Origin of the sequence: Neobacillus sp. SM06 (assembly GCF_050496765.1) — a bacterium.
In the GTDB taxonomy this organism is placed as follows: Bacteria; Bacillota; Bacilli; order Bacillales; family Cytobacillaceae; genus JAEVLT01.
On sequence record NZ_JBNWEO010000015.1, the window covers coordinates 603,464 to 619,871 of the forward strand.

General features: G+C 43.3%; 12 protein-coding genes. 2 read left to right on the forward strand and 10 right to left on the reverse strand.

The window, feature by feature from the left end; genetic code table 11:
- Positions 1–33: 33 nt before the first annotated feature.
- The 3 genes from ACQYAD_RS12545 to ACQYAD_RS12555 all read right to left on the reverse strand — a co-directional run bounded on the left by ACQYAD_RS12545 (position 34) and on the right by ACQYAD_RS12555 (position 2,492).
- Positions 34–753 carry an STAS domain-containing protein gene (locus ACQYAD_RS12545; RefSeq protein WP_430238611.1) on the reverse strand — a complete coding sequence of 240 codons (720 nt, stop codon included), beginning with the start codon at positions 751–753 and terminating at the stop codon, positions 34–36.
- 80 nt (positions 754–833) lie between these two features.
- A complete protein-coding gene (locus ACQYAD_RS12550; RefSeq protein WP_430238613.1) occupies positions 834–1,268 on the reverse strand; it encodes a thiol-disulfide oxidoreductase DCC family protein in 435 nt (144 codons plus the stop codon).
- A gap of 6 nt (positions 1,269–1,274) precedes the next feature.
- Positions 1,275–2,492: an MFS transporter gene (locus ACQYAD_RS12555; RefSeq protein ID WP_430238615.1), complete on the reverse strand. Its 1,218-nt coding sequence runs from the start codon at positions 2,490–2,492 to the stop codon at positions 1,275–1,277.
- Between the two features lie 193 nt (positions 2,493–2,685).
- Between ACQYAD_RS12555 and ACQYAD_RS12560 the strand changes: the two genes are divergently transcribed.
- Positions 2,686–4,356 carry a PAS domain S-box protein gene (locus ACQYAD_RS12560; protein WP_430238617.1) on the forward strand — a complete coding sequence of 557 codons (1,671 nt, stop codon included), beginning with the start codon at positions 2,686–2,688 and terminating at the stop codon, positions 4,354–4,356.
- A 19-nt stretch (positions 4,357–4,375) separates the two neighbouring features.
- Here the strand turns inward: ACQYAD_RS12560 and ACQYAD_RS12565 are convergent, their stop codons facing one another.
- The 3 genes from ACQYAD_RS12565 to ACQYAD_RS12575 are packed head-to-tail and all read right to left on the reverse strand — an operon-like array spanning position 4,376 to position 8,329.
- Positions 4,376–5,482, reverse strand: a complete 1,107-nt coding sequence (locus tag ACQYAD_RS12565; protein ID WP_430238619.1) for a GerAB/ArcD/ProY family transporter — start codon at positions 5,480–5,482, stop codon at positions 4,376–4,378.
- Between the two features lie 25 nt (positions 5,483–5,507).
- Positions 5,508–6,716, reverse strand: coding sequence for a Ger(x)C family spore germination protein (locus tag ACQYAD_RS12570; protein WP_430238621.1), 1,209 nt, complete (start codon positions 6,714–6,716; stop codon positions 5,508–5,510).
- Entirely contained in the window at positions 6,713–8,329 is a 1,617-nt protein-coding gene (locus ACQYAD_RS12575) for a spore germination protein (RefSeq protein ID WP_430238623.1), read from the reverse strand. Before ACQYAD_RS12575 ends, ACQYAD_RS12570 begins: the two co-directional genes overlap by 4 nt.
- A 543-nt stretch (positions 8,330–8,872) precedes the next feature.
- Here ACQYAD_RS12575 and ACQYAD_RS12580 point away from each other — a divergent pair.
- Positions 8,873–9,817 (forward strand): aldo/keto reductase family protein, encoded by a 945-nt coding sequence (locus ACQYAD_RS12580; protein ID WP_430238625.1) that lies wholly within the window; start codon positions 8,873–8,875, stop codon positions 9,815–9,817.
- 41 nt (positions 9,818–9,858) lie between these two features.
- Here the strand turns inward: ACQYAD_RS12580 and narI are convergent, their stop codons facing one another.
- From narI to ACQYAD_RS12600, 4 genes are read right to left on the reverse strand one after another with little or no spacing between them, the layout of a single operon-like run.
- Positions 9,859–10,551 carry a respiratory nitrate reductase subunit gamma gene (narI, locus tag ACQYAD_RS12585; RefSeq protein WP_430238626.1) on the reverse strand — a complete coding sequence of 231 codons (693 nt, stop codon included), beginning with the start codon at positions 10,549–10,551 and terminating at the stop codon, positions 9,859–9,861.
- A complete protein-coding gene (gene narJ / locus ACQYAD_RS12590; protein ID WP_430238628.1) occupies positions 10,527–11,105 on the reverse strand; it encodes a nitrate reductase molybdenum cofactor assembly chaperone in 579 nt (192 codons plus the stop codon). The genes narI and narJ overlap by 25 nt, the downstream gene beginning before the upstream one ends.
- 59 nt (positions 11,106–11,164) lie before the next feature.
- Positions 11,165–12,634 carry a nitrate reductase subunit beta gene (gene narH / locus ACQYAD_RS12595; RefSeq protein WP_430238629.1) on the reverse strand — a complete coding sequence of 490 codons (1,470 nt, stop codon included), beginning with the start codon at positions 12,632–12,634 and terminating at the stop codon, positions 11,165–11,167.
- Positions 12,624–16,304 carry a nitrate reductase subunit alpha gene (locus ACQYAD_RS12600; RefSeq protein ID WP_430238630.1) on the reverse strand — a complete coding sequence of 1,227 codons (3,681 nt, stop codon included), beginning with the start codon at positions 16,302–16,304 and terminating at the stop codon, positions 12,624–12,626. Before ACQYAD_RS12600 ends, narH begins: the two co-directional genes overlap by 11 nt.
- Between the last annotated feature and the right edge of the window lie 104 nt (positions 16,305–16,408).

Below are 16,408 nucleotides of genomic sequence, written 5' to 3' on the forward strand. Positions count from 1 at the left end.
ACTCCTTTTTTATTGTCTAGTTTATATGTAGCATTATACGGTGATAACGGCTTTACAGCCCATCATCGCAGTCCCGTCAATGATGTTTACAAGTTGATCGATGACATCGGCCTCCATTTCCGAGATGCCGGAAAAGTCGATAATCAAGGTTTGAATATATATTCGATTTATTTCAAGCAATACTTTTTCTTCAAGTACCTTCGTTCGGTACGTATCGATCGAACCAATTAGCGGCAAAATGCTGACCGTGGAGGTAACCGGAATAATCGGAACCGATAGATTTTCTACTAATCTTTTTTGGGCTTCAAGCAATTGATCTTTAAAATCCGAATAGCTCAGGAAAAACTTATTTAAGAATTGATCTATTCGATCGTTAATTCTTTTTTCTAAAATAAAAAAGTTCTTCAAATCCAGTGGCGTCTCTTTTGTTTGGAAGTATTCTTCTAAAAACTTCCACAGTGTCCTTCGAATGGCTTGTACCCATTCCAATTTGAATGCCAAAGTCAGCGAGTGGGTTGCCCAGGCAATGCCCTCTTGTTTGGCAAACTGATCTAATTCTTCTTCTTGCTCTTCGATCACAAATAAAACGAGCTTGTAAGCATTCGTTAACAAATCAATATTTCCGATAATAAGAATTTCATCAATTTTATCCCTTACATTCACTGCTTCATTAAGCAAATTTTCTTCAAATTGTTTTCGGTATTTTCCAATAAAATCTTTTAAAGCATTTCGGTCTTCGAAAAACGTTTCCACCACAACTCCTCCATTTCAACTTACATGATTGAACGGATATATCATATTGGAAATGTAACGTAAAACATCATTTTAGGCAACTATTTTGGCTTTCCTTGCGGATCATAAGGCTGATTTGGCTGTTGATCCAAAAAGCGACTGCGGTTTTCCGCAGATGGCAGCATACAGCTGATTTTTTTGCCAAACCAGCGGTAGCGATTTGTGGCAATCACATCATATACAAAATCGCGGAGCGGTTTCGGAATGATCTGGAAAATCACCACCAGTTTCCAAAGGCCTGTTAATCGTGAGCAGATTTTAAGAACGGCAGCTGATTTCTCAAATGCCATCCCATCATCAAGTAAAATCACACTGTTTTGGTTTTCAGGCAAACGATACTTTTTTAAAAGCATCATTCCTGTTTTGCTTTGCAGCGAGCCAAATCGAAAATAGCCATTCGGATCTCGTTTGATAATAAATTGCATTGTCCCGCTGCATAGATTGCATTCACCATCAAATAAAACAATCCCTACCATATTGTGTCACCAACCTTTTGTCAAATCTGTTCCATGCTGTCGCCTCTGTTCGTCTTTTTGGGCAAAAAGAAGCAACGGGAAGCCAATTAACAATAAAATAGTAATTAAAGAGACAACGCCCGGCCATTTGAAGGACGTCCAGAAATAGCCGCCAAATGCTCCGATGAAGCTCGAACCTAAATAATAAAACAGCAAGTATAGCGACGACGCTTGGGCTTTGAAGCGGCCGGAGCGTTCCCCTACCCAAGCGCTTGCGATGGAATGGCTCGCAAAAAATCCAAAAGTAAAGACCGAAATCCCGGCGATTTTTCCGATTAGCGAAGGAAGCAATGAGAACAAGCCACCGGCAATCATGATTCCAAGTGAAATTTTCAGCACAAGCGGATTGCCGTATGCATCTGCTTTTCGCCCCATATAAACTGAGCTGAAGGTGCCGAAAAGATAGACAACAAAGATAAAACCAATCACTGTCTGGCTTAATCGATATGGCGGTTCGACAAGCTGAAAGCCGATGTAATTATAGAGTGTCACAAAGCTGCCCATCAGGAGGAAAGCGAGCAGAATCAAAGCCATTAAGGATTTATTAATCAAATGCGCCCGATAACCGCGGACAGCCGTTTTCCAGTTGAACATTTTTTTCGCTGTTTTCCGTGGTGATGGGAGAATGTAATAAAATAGGCAGCTAAGCAGGAACGCCAGTAACCCGGTTACAGCCAGAGCAGTCCGCCAAGAAAAAAGATCAGTCAAAAAACCTGTCAGCATTCTTCCAGCCATCCCGCCAATGCTCGTTCCGCCTACATATAACCCCATAATCTCCCCAATGGAGCGTGGATGAAATTCTTCGGCTACATAAGCCATTGCAATTGAAGGAACCCCGGCAACAAAAATGCCAAGAAGTGCCCGAAATGCAAGTAGCGTTATAAAGTTCGGGCTGAATGCCGTCAAGAATCCAAGACAAGAAGTTAACATCATCGATAGCACCATGATTTTTTTCTTTCCGAACGAATCGGCGATGACCGCGGCAAACATCATGGCAACTGCAAGCATACCCGTTGAAAGCGAAAGCGACAAGCTTGCAAGCGATGCAGACACATGAAATTCCTTTGCCAATGCTGGTAAAAGCGGCTGGGTTGTATAAAGAATCGAAAAGCTAACAAACCCGCCGATAAATAAAGCAAATCTCGCTTTGAGAAACTCTTTTGTCCCCTTTTGGATGTACGTCAAAGCTCTTCTCCTCTTTCCTTTCATTTTCTATCTTTGAGCAGCAAAATTTTCTTGCGCGTTGGGAACTTTTCCATAAACTAAGAAATTTCCAGATTCATCGTTTCAAAAATCAAACATTTCATGTACTATAAGGAGTGGGTATCTTATATGCTTAACTTATTAACCCAACTACCTAAAAAAGCAGGGGAAATGTATGAACAAGAAAAAGTTGATTTTCATTTATTTTATCATAAGTCTTATTTGGATTTTTGGGACAAACACTCTTTTACATATGCAAAAGCCCTCGTTATTCATTTCCTTTCTTGAGAGAGCGAAAGAAGTACTCTATGTTTTAGCGACTGGCTGGCTGTTTTATAATTTTACTAAAAAAACGGAAGAACTCAGCCGGGTGAAGGAAATTGAAAACCGCCTTACCACCCTCATCCATTCAATGGTGGACTTTGTCAATTTTAAAGACGGTGAGGGGCGCTGGATTGAAGCAAATGAGTTTGGGCTCAAATTATTTCAGTTAGAAAACGTTGATTTTCGCGGTAAAAAGGATTCTGAGTTAGCGAAATACACCGACTTCTATGCTGATGCCCTCCGTTACTGCGAAGTTTCCGATGAAGAAACTTGGCAAAATAGAAAAATCACCCGTGTTGAAGAAATCATTCCACTACCAAATGGCGAAACGAAAACATTTGATACGATTAAAGTACCGCTTTTCCATGAAGATGGAAGCCGGAACGGATTGGTGATTATCGGGCGGGACATTACTGAGAAGAAAAACGTTGAAAAACTTTTAGTGGAAAGCCAACAACAGTACAAGTCGCTGTTTGAATACAACCCTGATATGGTATTTATGCTTGATTTGGACTTAACTGTTACCAATTTAAATCCGCAGTTTGAAACAATGACTGGTTATTCCAAGGAACGACTGATTGGAAAAAGTCTTCCTGATCTCCTGCCCGCGGGTTTAAAGGAAGAAGTGTACACACATTGCTCCTATGTATTAACTAGCCATGAGCCGGTTACGTATGAGATTTCCGTAAAACGGAAAAACGGTTCGAACATTACACTGCAATGCACGGCCCTCCCAATGATGATTCATGGCAAAATTGCTGGAATTATCGGTTATGGGAAGGACGTGACTACCTTAAGGCAGGCAGAGGAACAGCTGCGAAGAGCGGAAAAGCTTTCAGTTGTCGGGGAATTATCCGCAAGTGTTGCTCACGAAATCCGCAATCCGCTTACTTCTTTAAAGGGATTCGTGCAAATCTTGCAGCTCGAAGATCAAACCCATCAAATGTATTATCAGATTATGATGGACGAATTGACAAGAATTAACCATATTGTTGGTGAACTATTGCTTTTGGCAAAGCCGCAGCACGTTCAGTTTACAAAGGCAAATTTATATAAAATAGTAAGTGATGTCTTGTCATTGCTTCATACAGAGGCCAATTTGCATAACGTCCAATTTACGTTTGAATCACCATCTAAAGAAATGTGGCTGGATTGCGAACCGAATCAGCTTAAACAGCTGTTTATCAATTTAATTAAAAATGCAATCGATGCCTCTTTAAGCGGCGGAACAGTCTCAGTCGTTCTTGAAAAAGCGCGGCATGGAAAAACGGCTGTAATCATTCAGGACGAAGGAGAAGGAATGTCCAAAGAGCGATTATCGCGGATCGGTGAGCCATTTTATTCATCAAAAGAAAAAGGGACAGGCCTTGGACTTACGGTTAGCTTCAAGATCGTTCAATCCCATCATGGAACAATTGATTTTGAAAGTGAAAAAGGAAAAGGGACAACGGTTCGAATCAAACTGCCGCTAAAATCCTCTGCCGTTCAAACGAATGGAGAAAAGAAAACATTAATGGCTTAAAAAATGGCAGGCGCAAATGTCATGATGTTTGCGCCTTTTTTTTGCGGTTACGAAAATAAGCAATCACAAGAAGAATAGTGGGAAAAATGATTTGAAATGGCCAATGCAAGAAAATCGGGACAATGGTCAAACCTTCCTTGATGTGTTCGGCATAATTGGATGCAATCATCATCGAAGTAAACAAAATAATCAGCCCAATTGGAAACACCAGTTTGCGTTGATCTTGGAATTGAAACACATCCGCGGTCGCTGCGACCGCAGCATAATAAAAAATCGTAATTTTAAAAAATCCGCCGACAACCAGGTATAGCATAAACAAAACATCAAGGCGTTCAATAAAGCCGCCTACTTCAATTTTGCTAACTGTGCTTAAGAGCGGAAATGGCGATCGTGTATACAAATCAACCCCAAGAGCCGCAATGTTGATGATAATCGTAATCGTGATGTTGATCCCACTTAGAATCATGCCACCGATGCACACTTTTTTGACTTTTTCTTGCTCATTAACAAATGGGAGCACCATTGTAAAAACAACCATTTCGCCAAACGGAAAGAGCAGCGTTTGGCTTATGGTCGCCTGCAAGATCGGACGCCAGCCGTTTTCCAGCATTGGCTGCAAGTTTTCAAAATGAAATAATCCTGACACCATGACAAGCACGATTCCCGTAATTGCCAACAAATAGACAAGGGCGAAATATAACTCGCCCACCCTTGCCAGCACTTCAAAGCCTTTGCGAATCCCATAAATGATTGCCAAGATCATAAGGGTATTAACGATAAACAGCGGTGTATTGGAGTAAATCGTGGTTGTTAACAACTCGCCAAAGTCGCGCAAAACCCTTGAAGCTAGATAAATAAAATAGACAATATAAAAAAAAGCAAGAATGCGACCAACCCATTTTCCCGTGATTTTTTGGACGTAGGTTGTTGGTGGAACATCGGGATAGTAGCGATATAAAAAATAGTAGATATGAAAAAGGGCGATTCCGCCAATCATGCCAAGGAGGATCGTGATCCAGGCATCCTGCTTGGCACTCGCTCCTACTCCAACTAAAATGGAACTTCCCATTTCAAATAGAACAACTAAGACAAATAGCTGTGTCGCATTAATCTTCGCCTTTTCCATTCTTCACATTCCTCTTTGTTAGCGATTATTTTTTCATATCAGACCAAAATGGCAAGCTGCGGACACCTTCACGGCGGATATATGCATGGACTTCTACCGTAACCGGAAGATCGACAAATCGTTCATCCCAATTCTGTTTTGCTTTTTTCCAGTAAACTGGATTGGCACGATGAATTTTTTCACCAAATCCGAAAATATCGCTTTTTAGTTGTTTGGCGTCAGCAATTGCCGCCAACACTTCTTTTTTGATTTTTTGGGACAATTTATTTTCAATTTTTTCAATGATCTCTGGATTATTCAAATCGATCGGCACATCTGCCTCTTCCAGAACGCCTTCTTCTTTTACGGTTATATAAATATGCGGCTGCCCATTCTTCACCTTTGCAGAAACCTTTGTCTTTGCTCTCGTTGGTGAAACGCCGATCGCATCTTTTTTCTGATCCCAATCAACACTAATTGCTGTGCTTTTCACTTTATCCATGATTCGCAATACGCCTCTTGCGTGTTGTTTGCGGATCCAGCCGACCAATTTACCCTTTTTAAAAACCGCCAATCCGTCCGACTGAATAATCACAGGCGGTATTGCTGAACTTAGGTTTTTATCTGTACTTCGTTCACTTAAGTTACCGCTTAAAGTAAAAACAGAGACAATAGGCTCTTTGCCATCACTTACAAGACTCGCTATAAAATCATCAATGGTCACAATCATATTTTCACCGAGCATTTCTTCTGTTACTATTAATGTTTTTGAAATTTTATCAACCGGCAGTTTGTCAATATTCGTTAACGTTGATAGCATTTCCTCTGCCGTAGCATTTTTGGCAATGATCATCTTAGTGGTCGTCCGGAATTCCGGATAACGATCAAGTACATCTAACATATCGAGAATTCCAGCTTTTGCTTGTTCTTCACCAATCACTAATAGATTGGTATGTCCATAATATAAGCGGCGTGGAATTTTTCTTGTCGCGATTCTCGCTGTTTCCAGTAAATTTTTCCCGGATGATTGAAAAACAACAACTGGAAGCCCTTGACCACCGCCATTTTGACCTGTTGAGACGTTCCCGGGTATTACGATTTGATAGCTGCTCGTGAACTTTTCACCGTTTTTTCCTTTATCGACGCCAACTCCCATTACAAATGCCAGATCGGTCAGTTCTTTCTGGTTCCAACAGCCGCTAAGAAGCGGAATCATGAAAACAATGGCCAACAAACAGATAAACCTTCGCTTCATTTTTGATCACCTTGCTGCTTCGAGTTTGCCGCATCGTTTTTTTGCGGCGGCTGTGGTTTCTGATTTTTCCCTGTTCTTGCCAGATTATTTTTACTAATCAGTTGCGGCCGATCTTTCATGGCCCAAATCGGGAAACGGATTAACACGTCCTGCTGACCTTTCCAGCTAAATGGAGCAATTGGTGCCATATACGGGACACCAAAAGACCTTAAGGAACACAAATGGATCGTCATCACCATCACCGCTAACGATACACCGTAAAAACCTAGAAACGTTGCTACTCCCATAATGATAAAGCGGAGTAAACGAGTTGAAATCGCCATCGCAAACGTTGGTGTCGAAAAGTTGGCAATAGCTGTAATTGAAACAACAATGACCATCACGGGTGAGACAAATCCAGCTTGAACGGCTGCCTGGCCAATTACAAGGGCGCCGACAATTGAAACTGCTTGACCAACCGCCCGCGGCAGGCGCAATCCGGCCTCTCGCAAAATCTCAAAGGTAATTTCCATAATCAATGCCTCCACAAATGCAGGAAATGGAACGTTTTCCCTTTGGGCAGCAATCGCAATCGCCATCGTTGTTGGGATCATTTCCTGATGGAAAGTGGTGGCAGCAATATATATGGCCGGTCCTATCAGTGAAATGAAAAATGCGGTAATCCGGAGCAACCGGATTCCAGTCGAGATATCAAATCGTGAATAGTAATCATCTGCTGCTTGAAAAAACTCAATAAAAACAGCGGGTGCCGTCAGAACAAATGGAGTCCCGTCAATGAAGATCGCAACCCTGCCTTCCAATAGCTGCGAACAGACAACATCTGGCCGTTCTGTATGGTAGACAGTCGGGAACGTTGTCCACGTCTGGTCTTCAATCAGTTGTTCAATATAGCCTGACTCTAAAATTGAATCAATTTGAATTCGTTTTAACCGCTCTTTTGCTTCGGTAATGATTTTTTCATTGGCAATCCCTTTAATATACATCAGGCCGACATCTGTTTGCGTAACCGTACCAATTTTCATTGTCTCAAGCCAAAGGTTCGGACTTTTGATCCGCCTGCGAATTAAAGAAGTATTTGTTCGAAAAGATTCCGTGAAAGCATCCTTTGGTCCACGAATTGTTAATTGCGTTGTCGGTTCCGTGATTGCGCGTTTTTCACCACCACGTGTGCTTCCGCCGATTGCAACTTCATAGCCATTCAGAAAAATGATTGTATCCCCTGAAAGCAGTGATTCATATAGTTTGTCCCAATCGCGAATTTGACTGATGCTACCTAAAGACACTGCTTTTTCCAACATGAGCTGAAACGGATCTTTTCCTGCTTCAGAATCGGTACTTTTTTTCATCAATGTTTCGATAATAAATTCGCTAATCACTTTGCTGTCAGATATACCGTCAATATAAACGATCGCACCTGTTATATGCTGAAACTGAAACTCACGAATAACGATATCTGTGCTGTTGCCAAGTTCTTCTTTAATTCGCTGCAAATTGTCTTGACAATTTTTTAGGATAGGCAGTTGTTCAGGCGACTGCGGATCTGCTTGTTGCCGCAAATTGTCTTGTTGCCGAATTTTGGACCGCTTTTTTAAAATGGAAGAAAGAAGCGACATCCTGCCTGCCTCCTTTAATGAAGTTTGTTATGTTGCCTCAACTGTCAATTCATTCAGCATTTTTCTCATTAGTGGTTATCGTATCCAGCTAAACTGTTTTTATCCACTTTAAAGGGATTTTTTCCCGTTAACCAAATCCCTTTCTGTCGTATAGAACAATGTCAGCATCCTTAAACTATAGATACCGATTCTAACATGAGTGAAGGTGGTTCACTTGAAGCTCTTTTTTGTGATGCTTTTATTGTGTTTTTGCTTAGGATTTATCATTCTATTGATGGATTTTATCGCAGGAGAACCATTTCAATATGATCTATTACAAGCTCTAAATCCCTTTTCGGTCATGGAAGCACCGGAATATGTCGTGATATCGATCTTTTTCTTTTTTATTTTTCTTCAAATGTTTCAAGGTTATTTGAAAAAGAAGCAGCAAAAGAATTCACAAACACAAAAGTGAATTCTGGAGAAGCTATCTCTGGACACAATCCTTTGGATGTAGTATTTTTAGTTTGAGTAACGAAATACTTTATTTTGGGAGGGAATACTGTGGAATATCGCCGTTTAGGAAAGACTGGGGTAAAGGTTAGCGAAATTAGTCTCGGCAGTTGGCTTACATACGGGGGATATGTTGAAGAAGAAAAGGCAACATCCTCCATCGACAAAGCCTATGATCTTGGAATCAACTTCTTTGATACAGCAAATGTTTATATGCGCGGTGAAGCAGAAGTCGTCGTTGGCAAGGCGTTGAAAAAGTATCCTCGTGATTCTTATGTCCTTGCGACAAAAGTGTTTTGGCCAATGGGTGACGGCCCGAATGACCGAGGGCTTTCGCGCAAACACGTTATTGAGCAATGCCACGCAAGCCTGAAGCGTCTTGGAACCGATTATGTTGACCTTTATTATTGCCATCGCTTCGATCCGGAAACGCCCGTCGAAGAAACATTAAGGGCACTTGATGACTTGGTTCGCCAAGGAAAAGTTCTGTATGTCGGTGTTAGCGAATGGACTGCCGAGCAAATTACAGAAGCTGTACATATTGCTGATAAAAAACTGCTCGACCGTATCGTGGTTAACCAGCCTCAGTACAGCATGCTCGAGCGCTATATCGAAAAAGAAGTCCTTCCTGTGAGTGAAAAATACGGGATCGGCCAAGTCGTCTGGTCTCCACTAGCCCAAGGCGTGCTGACAGGCAAATACAAAAAAGGTGCCGCAGTGCCGCAAGGAAGCCGCGCTGCCCAGGAAAACTACGGTTCATTGTTTGGGCTTTTAACAGATGAGAACCTTGATAAAGTTGAACGATTAAAAGAAGTAGCGGCTGACAATGAACTGACAATGGCTCAGCTTGCCCTCGCCTGGATTTTGCGCCAAAAAGGCGTTTCAAGCGCGATCGTCGGTGCAAGCAGACCGGAACAGCTTGAAGAAAATGTTAAAGCGTCCGGCATAAAATTAAGCGCAGAAACCCTGCAAACAATTGAAGAAATCTTAAACTAAAAAATAGTAAAAAGCCTGCGTATTAAAGCAGGCTTTTTGTTCTAACGAGCCGTATGCTGTTTTGGTTCGCGTTTGCGGTATACGACATAGCTCCTTGATAAATAACGCAGCGGCATGCTAAAGACGTGAACGAGCCGGGTAAATGGCCAAACGGCAAAAATCCCCATTGCCGCAACCATATGAATTTTAAACCACAGCGGCACATTCACAAGATAGCTTGCATCTGCACGGAAGAGGAGAACGCTCCGCAGCCAGGGGCCGATCGTTGTTCGGTAATCAAATCCTTTTGGATTGATATTCAAAAGAGTGGCTGATAATCCCGACAATGCAACAACTGTTAAAAGAAGAAGTGCTACGTAATCTCCTTTCGTGCTCGTTGCAATGATCCGGCGCACCGTGATGCGGCGATAGCTTAAAATAATCAAGCCTGCGACCGCAGCAATCCCTGCCGGAATCCCGCCAATCAACGCGACCGCATGATAGACTTCTTCACTTATTCCAAATGATTCATACACCTCGACCGGAATGATTAACCCGGCAACATGGCCGAAAAATACAAAGATAATTCCAAAATGGAATAAATTCGAGCCGACACGCAGCAGTTTTTTTTCTAAAAGCTCACTTGACTTTGAAGTCCAGCCAAATTGATCATGATTGTACCGATATATATGGCCAAAAATAAATATGGTTAGGACGATGTAAGGAAAAATTACCCAAATAAATTGGTTGACCATGCTTCTTCACCCCTCCGCTTTGTTTCGGTTATTCCTGCTTCTTTCACCGCTTCTACAACGGCCTCAAGGACATGGCGGTACAGGTTGTTTTGTTCAGTTAAGCGATCGCGTATCTCGACCATATTCTCAAAATACCGTTCAAAAACAGGCTGAAGTGTCTCCTTATCCACTTGCCCGGCAAATTCAAGCATCATTGGCAAATAGTCGGGCAGCTCAAGCTCGGTCGCTTCAAAACCATGAAGTTTGTAATAATTTTTCAAAAACAGAAGATCAATTCCTCGTTCTCTCTGTTCACCAGATGTCATATAGGTTACATACAAGTTTGTTTTCTTGCCAAAATCAAAGGTGTAAACATAGGTATGAATGAACTCGTCAACTGTTAGCTTCTTTGCTGCAGAAATAAATTGCCCAAGCTCTTGTTTTATTTTACCTGGCGAAAGTTCCTTTACTTCAGCCTCCTCCAGATCAGATAACGTCTCGTGAAAGACCTGATCCGGGTAAGCTAATAAATACGAACATATTTGAAAAACGCTTTGAATTTCATCATAAAGCAAATTCGTTCACCTTCTTTTTTTAGGAGGGGAAAGCTACCTTTCTCCTCCATGCGTTAAATTTAAGACAATGTTCCGCACGCACCTGGTCCACCAGCGAAAGCCAAGCCGCAAGTACCTTGCTCATCATAGAGATCAGCTACTTCCTCGCGGTGTGACGGCGGAATGACAAACCGGTCTTCATACTTAGCAATTGCAAGCAGTCGGTACATATCCTTGATGTCCTGTTCACTTAAGCCAAGCTCTTCAGCAACCTTACCATTTGGCTGTTTGTTCGTTTGGACGCTCCGCATATAGCTTCTCATTACCGCCATTTTTTTCAGTGTTGACCGGATATGGGTTTCATCACCTGCGGTTAAAAGATTCGCCAGGTATTCAATCGGAATCCGCATTTCGTCAATTGCCGGGAAAATATCTTCTGCGTTTGAAGAAGAACCGACACCTTCAAACATATTCATAATCGGACTAAGCGGTGGAATATACCAAACCATTGGCAGTGTGCGATATTCCGGATGGAGCGGAAGTGCAATTTTCCATTCCTTAATCATCCGGTAAATTGGCGATTTTTGCGCAGCCTCAATCCACTCCATCGGGATCCCTTCTTCACGGGCTTTCGCCACAATTTCGGGATCATTCGGATCCAAAAATACTTCCAGCTGTGCATGATAAAGGTCTTTCTCGTCAGCCATTGCCGCTTCCTGCACTTTATCGGCATCATACAGCATTACGCCGAGATAACGAATCCGTCCAACGCATGTTTCCGAACAAATGGTTGGTAGTCCCGCTTCAATTCGCGGGAAGCAAAGCGTACATTTTTCCGCTTTATTTGTTTGCCAGTTAAAATAAACTTTTTTATACGGACAGGAAGACACACAATGTCTCCAAGCGCGGCAAGCGTTTTGGTCAACGAGTACAATTCCGTCTTCCTCCCGTTTGTACATCGCTCCGGACGGACAGGCGCTGACACACGATGGGTTGATGCAATGCTCGCAAATCCGTGGCAGATACATCATGAAAACATCTTCAAATTCGGTGCGAATTTGGTTTTCCATTTTTTCAACGTTTGGATCTTGTAAACCCGTTACATGGGCGCCAGCCAAATCATCTTCCCAGTTCGGTCCCCAGAGAATATCCATATATTCGCCAGTCAGCGCCGATTTTGGGCGGGCAACTGGCTGCGTTTTTCGCTGTGGACTGTTTGTCAAATTCTCGTAATCATAATTCCATGGCTCATAATAGTCATCGATTGTTGGCAAGTTGGGGTTATAAAAAAGATTCAGCAGGCGGTTCGTTTTCGTGCCGGATTTTAACTGCAGCTTGCCATTTTTCACTTCCCAGCCGCCCTTATATTTTTCCTGGTCTTCCCAACGTTTCGGGTAACCAAGCCCTGGTTTCGTTTCGACATTATTAAAATACATATATTCCGCACCTGGACGATTTGTCCAGGTGTTTTTGCATGTAACACTGCATGTATGGCAGCCGATGCATTTATCCAAGTTCATGACCATCCCGATTTGTGCTTTAATCTTCAAGCCAATCAACCTCCTTCAGTTTGCGGATGACCACATTCAAGTCGCGCTGATTTCCGGTAGGGCCATAATAGTTGTAGCCGTAGCTAAGCTGGCCGTATCCGCCAATCATATGAGTTGGTTTCACATGGATCCGCGTTGGGCTGTTATGGGTGCCGCCGCGATTATTTGTTAATTTTGATCCAGGAACATTGATATGCCGATCCTGGGCATGGTGCATGAATGCCATTCCTCTTGGCATCCGGTGGGAAACAACAGCTCTTGCAACAACGACACCATTGCGGTTAAAGCACTCGATCCAGTCGTTATCGGCCACGCCAACTTCTGCGGCATCATCCTTGTTCATCCAGACGGTTGGGCCGCCACGGAACAGTGTCAGCATTGGCTGGGAATCAAAATACATGCTGTGAACCGACCATTTATTATGCGGTGTTAAATAATTTAAAACAATCTCTTTTCCTTCGATTTCCGGCCGATTGTTTTTAAACGGTTTATGGTTCAAAATCGGTTTGAACGTTGCCATTGCTTCGCCAAATTCCTGCATCATTTCATGATCAAGATAGAACGATTGCCGTCCGGTGACCGTGCGCCACGGAATGAGCCGTTCCACATTTGTCGTAAATGGCGAGTAACGGCGGCCGCCTTTTTCGGAACCGCTGAATGCCGGCGATGTAATCACGGTTTTTGGCTGTGCGGTAATTTGCGCAAAGGTGAAGCATTCTTCCTCACGCTCTTCGGCAAGATCAGCAAGCTGCAGATCGGTATTCTTTTCAAGTGCTTTCCACGCCTTCACCGCCATATGGCCATTCGATGTGGATGATAATGTTAAAATTGCTTCAGAAACACTTTTCGCCGATTCGATATTTGGACAGCCTTCCCCGATACCATTCCGGACAGTTCCAAGGTCTTTTTTCAATTTTTCATATTCATCGCTTGCCGACCAGGAAATTCCTTTAATGCCATATGGCAGGTTTTTAATATTCGGACCAAGTGCGGTCATTTTTTCCGAAATCAGCTTGTAATCACGTTCGACAACATGAATTTGCGGCATGGTTTTACCAGGAATCGGGTCACATTCACCTTTGCTCCAGTCTTTGATAGCCCCAAGCGGCTGGGCCATCTCCTGTGGTGTATCGTGGTGCAGCGGGGTTGCGACAACTTCTTTCACCGGATCAAGCTGCAGTTCGGCTGCAAGCTCGGAAACCGACTTTGCCAATGCTTTAAAAATCTCCCAGTCCGATTTTGCTTCCCAAGGTGATGAAATCGCAGGATTAAATGGATGAATAAACGGATGCATGTCGGTACTGCTTAAATCATGTTTTTCATACCAGGTTGCTGCTGGTAAAATCACATCGGAATACAGCGGCGTACCAGCCATCCTGAAATCAAGGCTGATCAACAGGTCCAGCTTTCCTTCGGGTGCTTCATCGCGCCAGTTAATTTCCTGCGGCCGCAGCATGTCTTCATCCTCATTTAATAAGCCATTCGTTGTTCCAAGAAGATGCTTCAAGAAATACTCATGACCTTTTCCAGAACTGGAGATCAAGTTCGCGCGCCAGACAAATAAATTGCGCGGGAAGTTGGCCGGATTGTCGGGATCTTCGATTGCAAACTGCAATTTCTTCTCCTTTAATTGCCGGGCAATATACTGGCCGACTTCTGCCGGTGAAGACGCTCCAGCGCTTTCCGCTTCATTATATAGATCGATTGTATTTTTATTAAAAGTTGGATAACTTGGCAGCCAACCAAGTCGTGCTGCCAGTACATTGTAGTCTGCATAATGTTCATAACGTGCTTTGCCAACTACCGGCGACACATGCTCACTAACAGGCTGTTCCTCGTAGCGGTACTGGTCGGTTGCAAAATAGAAGAACGATGTTCCGTTTTGCAGTTTTGCCGGCATTACCCAATCGCGGGCAGTGGCGATATTTTGCCAGCCTTCTGCCGGTCGCAGTTTTTCCTGGCCGACATAGTGAGCCCAGCCGCCACCGTTTACCCCTTGAGCGCCAACGAATAAAACAAGGTTTAAAACAGCACGGTAAATCGTATCAGCGTTAAACCAGTGATTGATTCCAGCACCGACAATAATCATGGAACGCCCGTTTGTTTCAAGTGCATTTTCAGCAAATTCACGGGCAATTTGAATCACAAGTTCCTTTTTTACGCCGGTTATCCTTTCCTGCCATGCAGGCGTGAACGCGATCATATCATCAAAGGTTTTTGCCGCTTCTCCGCCAAGGCCGCGATCAACCCCGTAGTTTGCCAGCGTCAAATCGTATACCGTTGTCGTATAGAAGGTCTGTCCACTTGCCTCTACTTTTTTCATTGGTACAGAGCGGTAGAGAATGCTGTTGCCAGCATGTGAAAAATAAGGAAGTTTTACGGTTGCAATTTCATCTTCAGCGTCCTTGAAGGTCATGCGCGGCTCAATTGCAGTGCCAGTTTCTTCATCTTGCATCCGCAAGTTCCATTTTGCTTTATCTTCCCAGCGTGCTCCCATCGTCCCATTTGGGATCGCAAAATCGTTTGTATTCTCATTGAATAGCACCGGTTTAAAGTCCCCGTTGCCGGTTGTTTTTCCAAGGTCGTTTGCGTTTAAGAAGCGATCCGGAATGTAGTGGTTCCCGTCTTTTTTCAATGTAACAATAAACGGAAAATCAGTGTATTGCTTGGCGTAATTGATAAAATAGTCATGCTTGTTGTCAACATAGAATTCTTTTAAAATGACATGACCCATTGCCATTGCCAAGGCTCCGTCAGCACCTTGTTTCACTTTCATCCAGTCATCGGCAAATTTCGTCGATTCAGCATAATCTGGGCTGACCGATACAACTTTTGTGCCGCGGTAGCGAACCTCTGCAAGAAAGTGGGCATCAGGAGTCCGTGTTAATGGTACGTTTGAACCCCATGTCATAATGTAGCCAGCATTGAACCAGTCCGAGCTCTCCGGCACATCCGTCTGGTCGCCCCAAATTTGCGGAGATGCTGGCGGCAGGTCGGCATACCAATCATAAAAGCTGAGCATCGGTCCGCCCATTAACGACATAAAGCGTGAACCAGCGGCATAAGATACCATTGACATGGCAGGAATCGGCGAGAAGCCGATGTTACGATCCGGACCATATTTCATAACGGTATATAAGAGTGATGCAGATACGAGCTTTAACACTTCGCTCCATTCGGCACGGATAAGACCGCCTTTTCCGCGAGCCTGCTTGTACCTTTTCGCTTTTTCCGGATTCTCGACAATGCTTTTCCAAGCATCAAGCGGATGGCTGTTTGCTTTCAAGGCCTCACGCCACATCGTTAAAAGTACATCACGGACATACGGATACTTCACGCGAAGCGGACTGTAAATATACCAAGAAAAACTTGCTCCCCTTGGACAGCCGCGCGGTTCAAAGTCCGGCATATCTGGACCTGTTGAAGGGTAGTCAGTCTGCTGTCCTTCCCATGTAACAATGCCGTCTTTTACAAAAATATTCCAGCTGCAAGACCCGGTACAGTTAACACCGTGAGTGGAGCGAACAACTTTGTCGTGCTGCCATCTGTGGCGGTAGACATTTTCCCAATCGCGATTTTCATAGGTTGTTTGACTATGATTTTCTGAATGTTTTTCAATTGGAGATAAGTATTTCAAACGATTTACGAGCGGTGAACGTTTCTTTTTCAAATTCGATCTCTCCTTTATACTCAAACCTTTCACCCAGCGGCCGAGAGGTTCATTCGATGCTCTCTATGTAGGTTCACTATACAACTTGAATATTTGTCTAAACT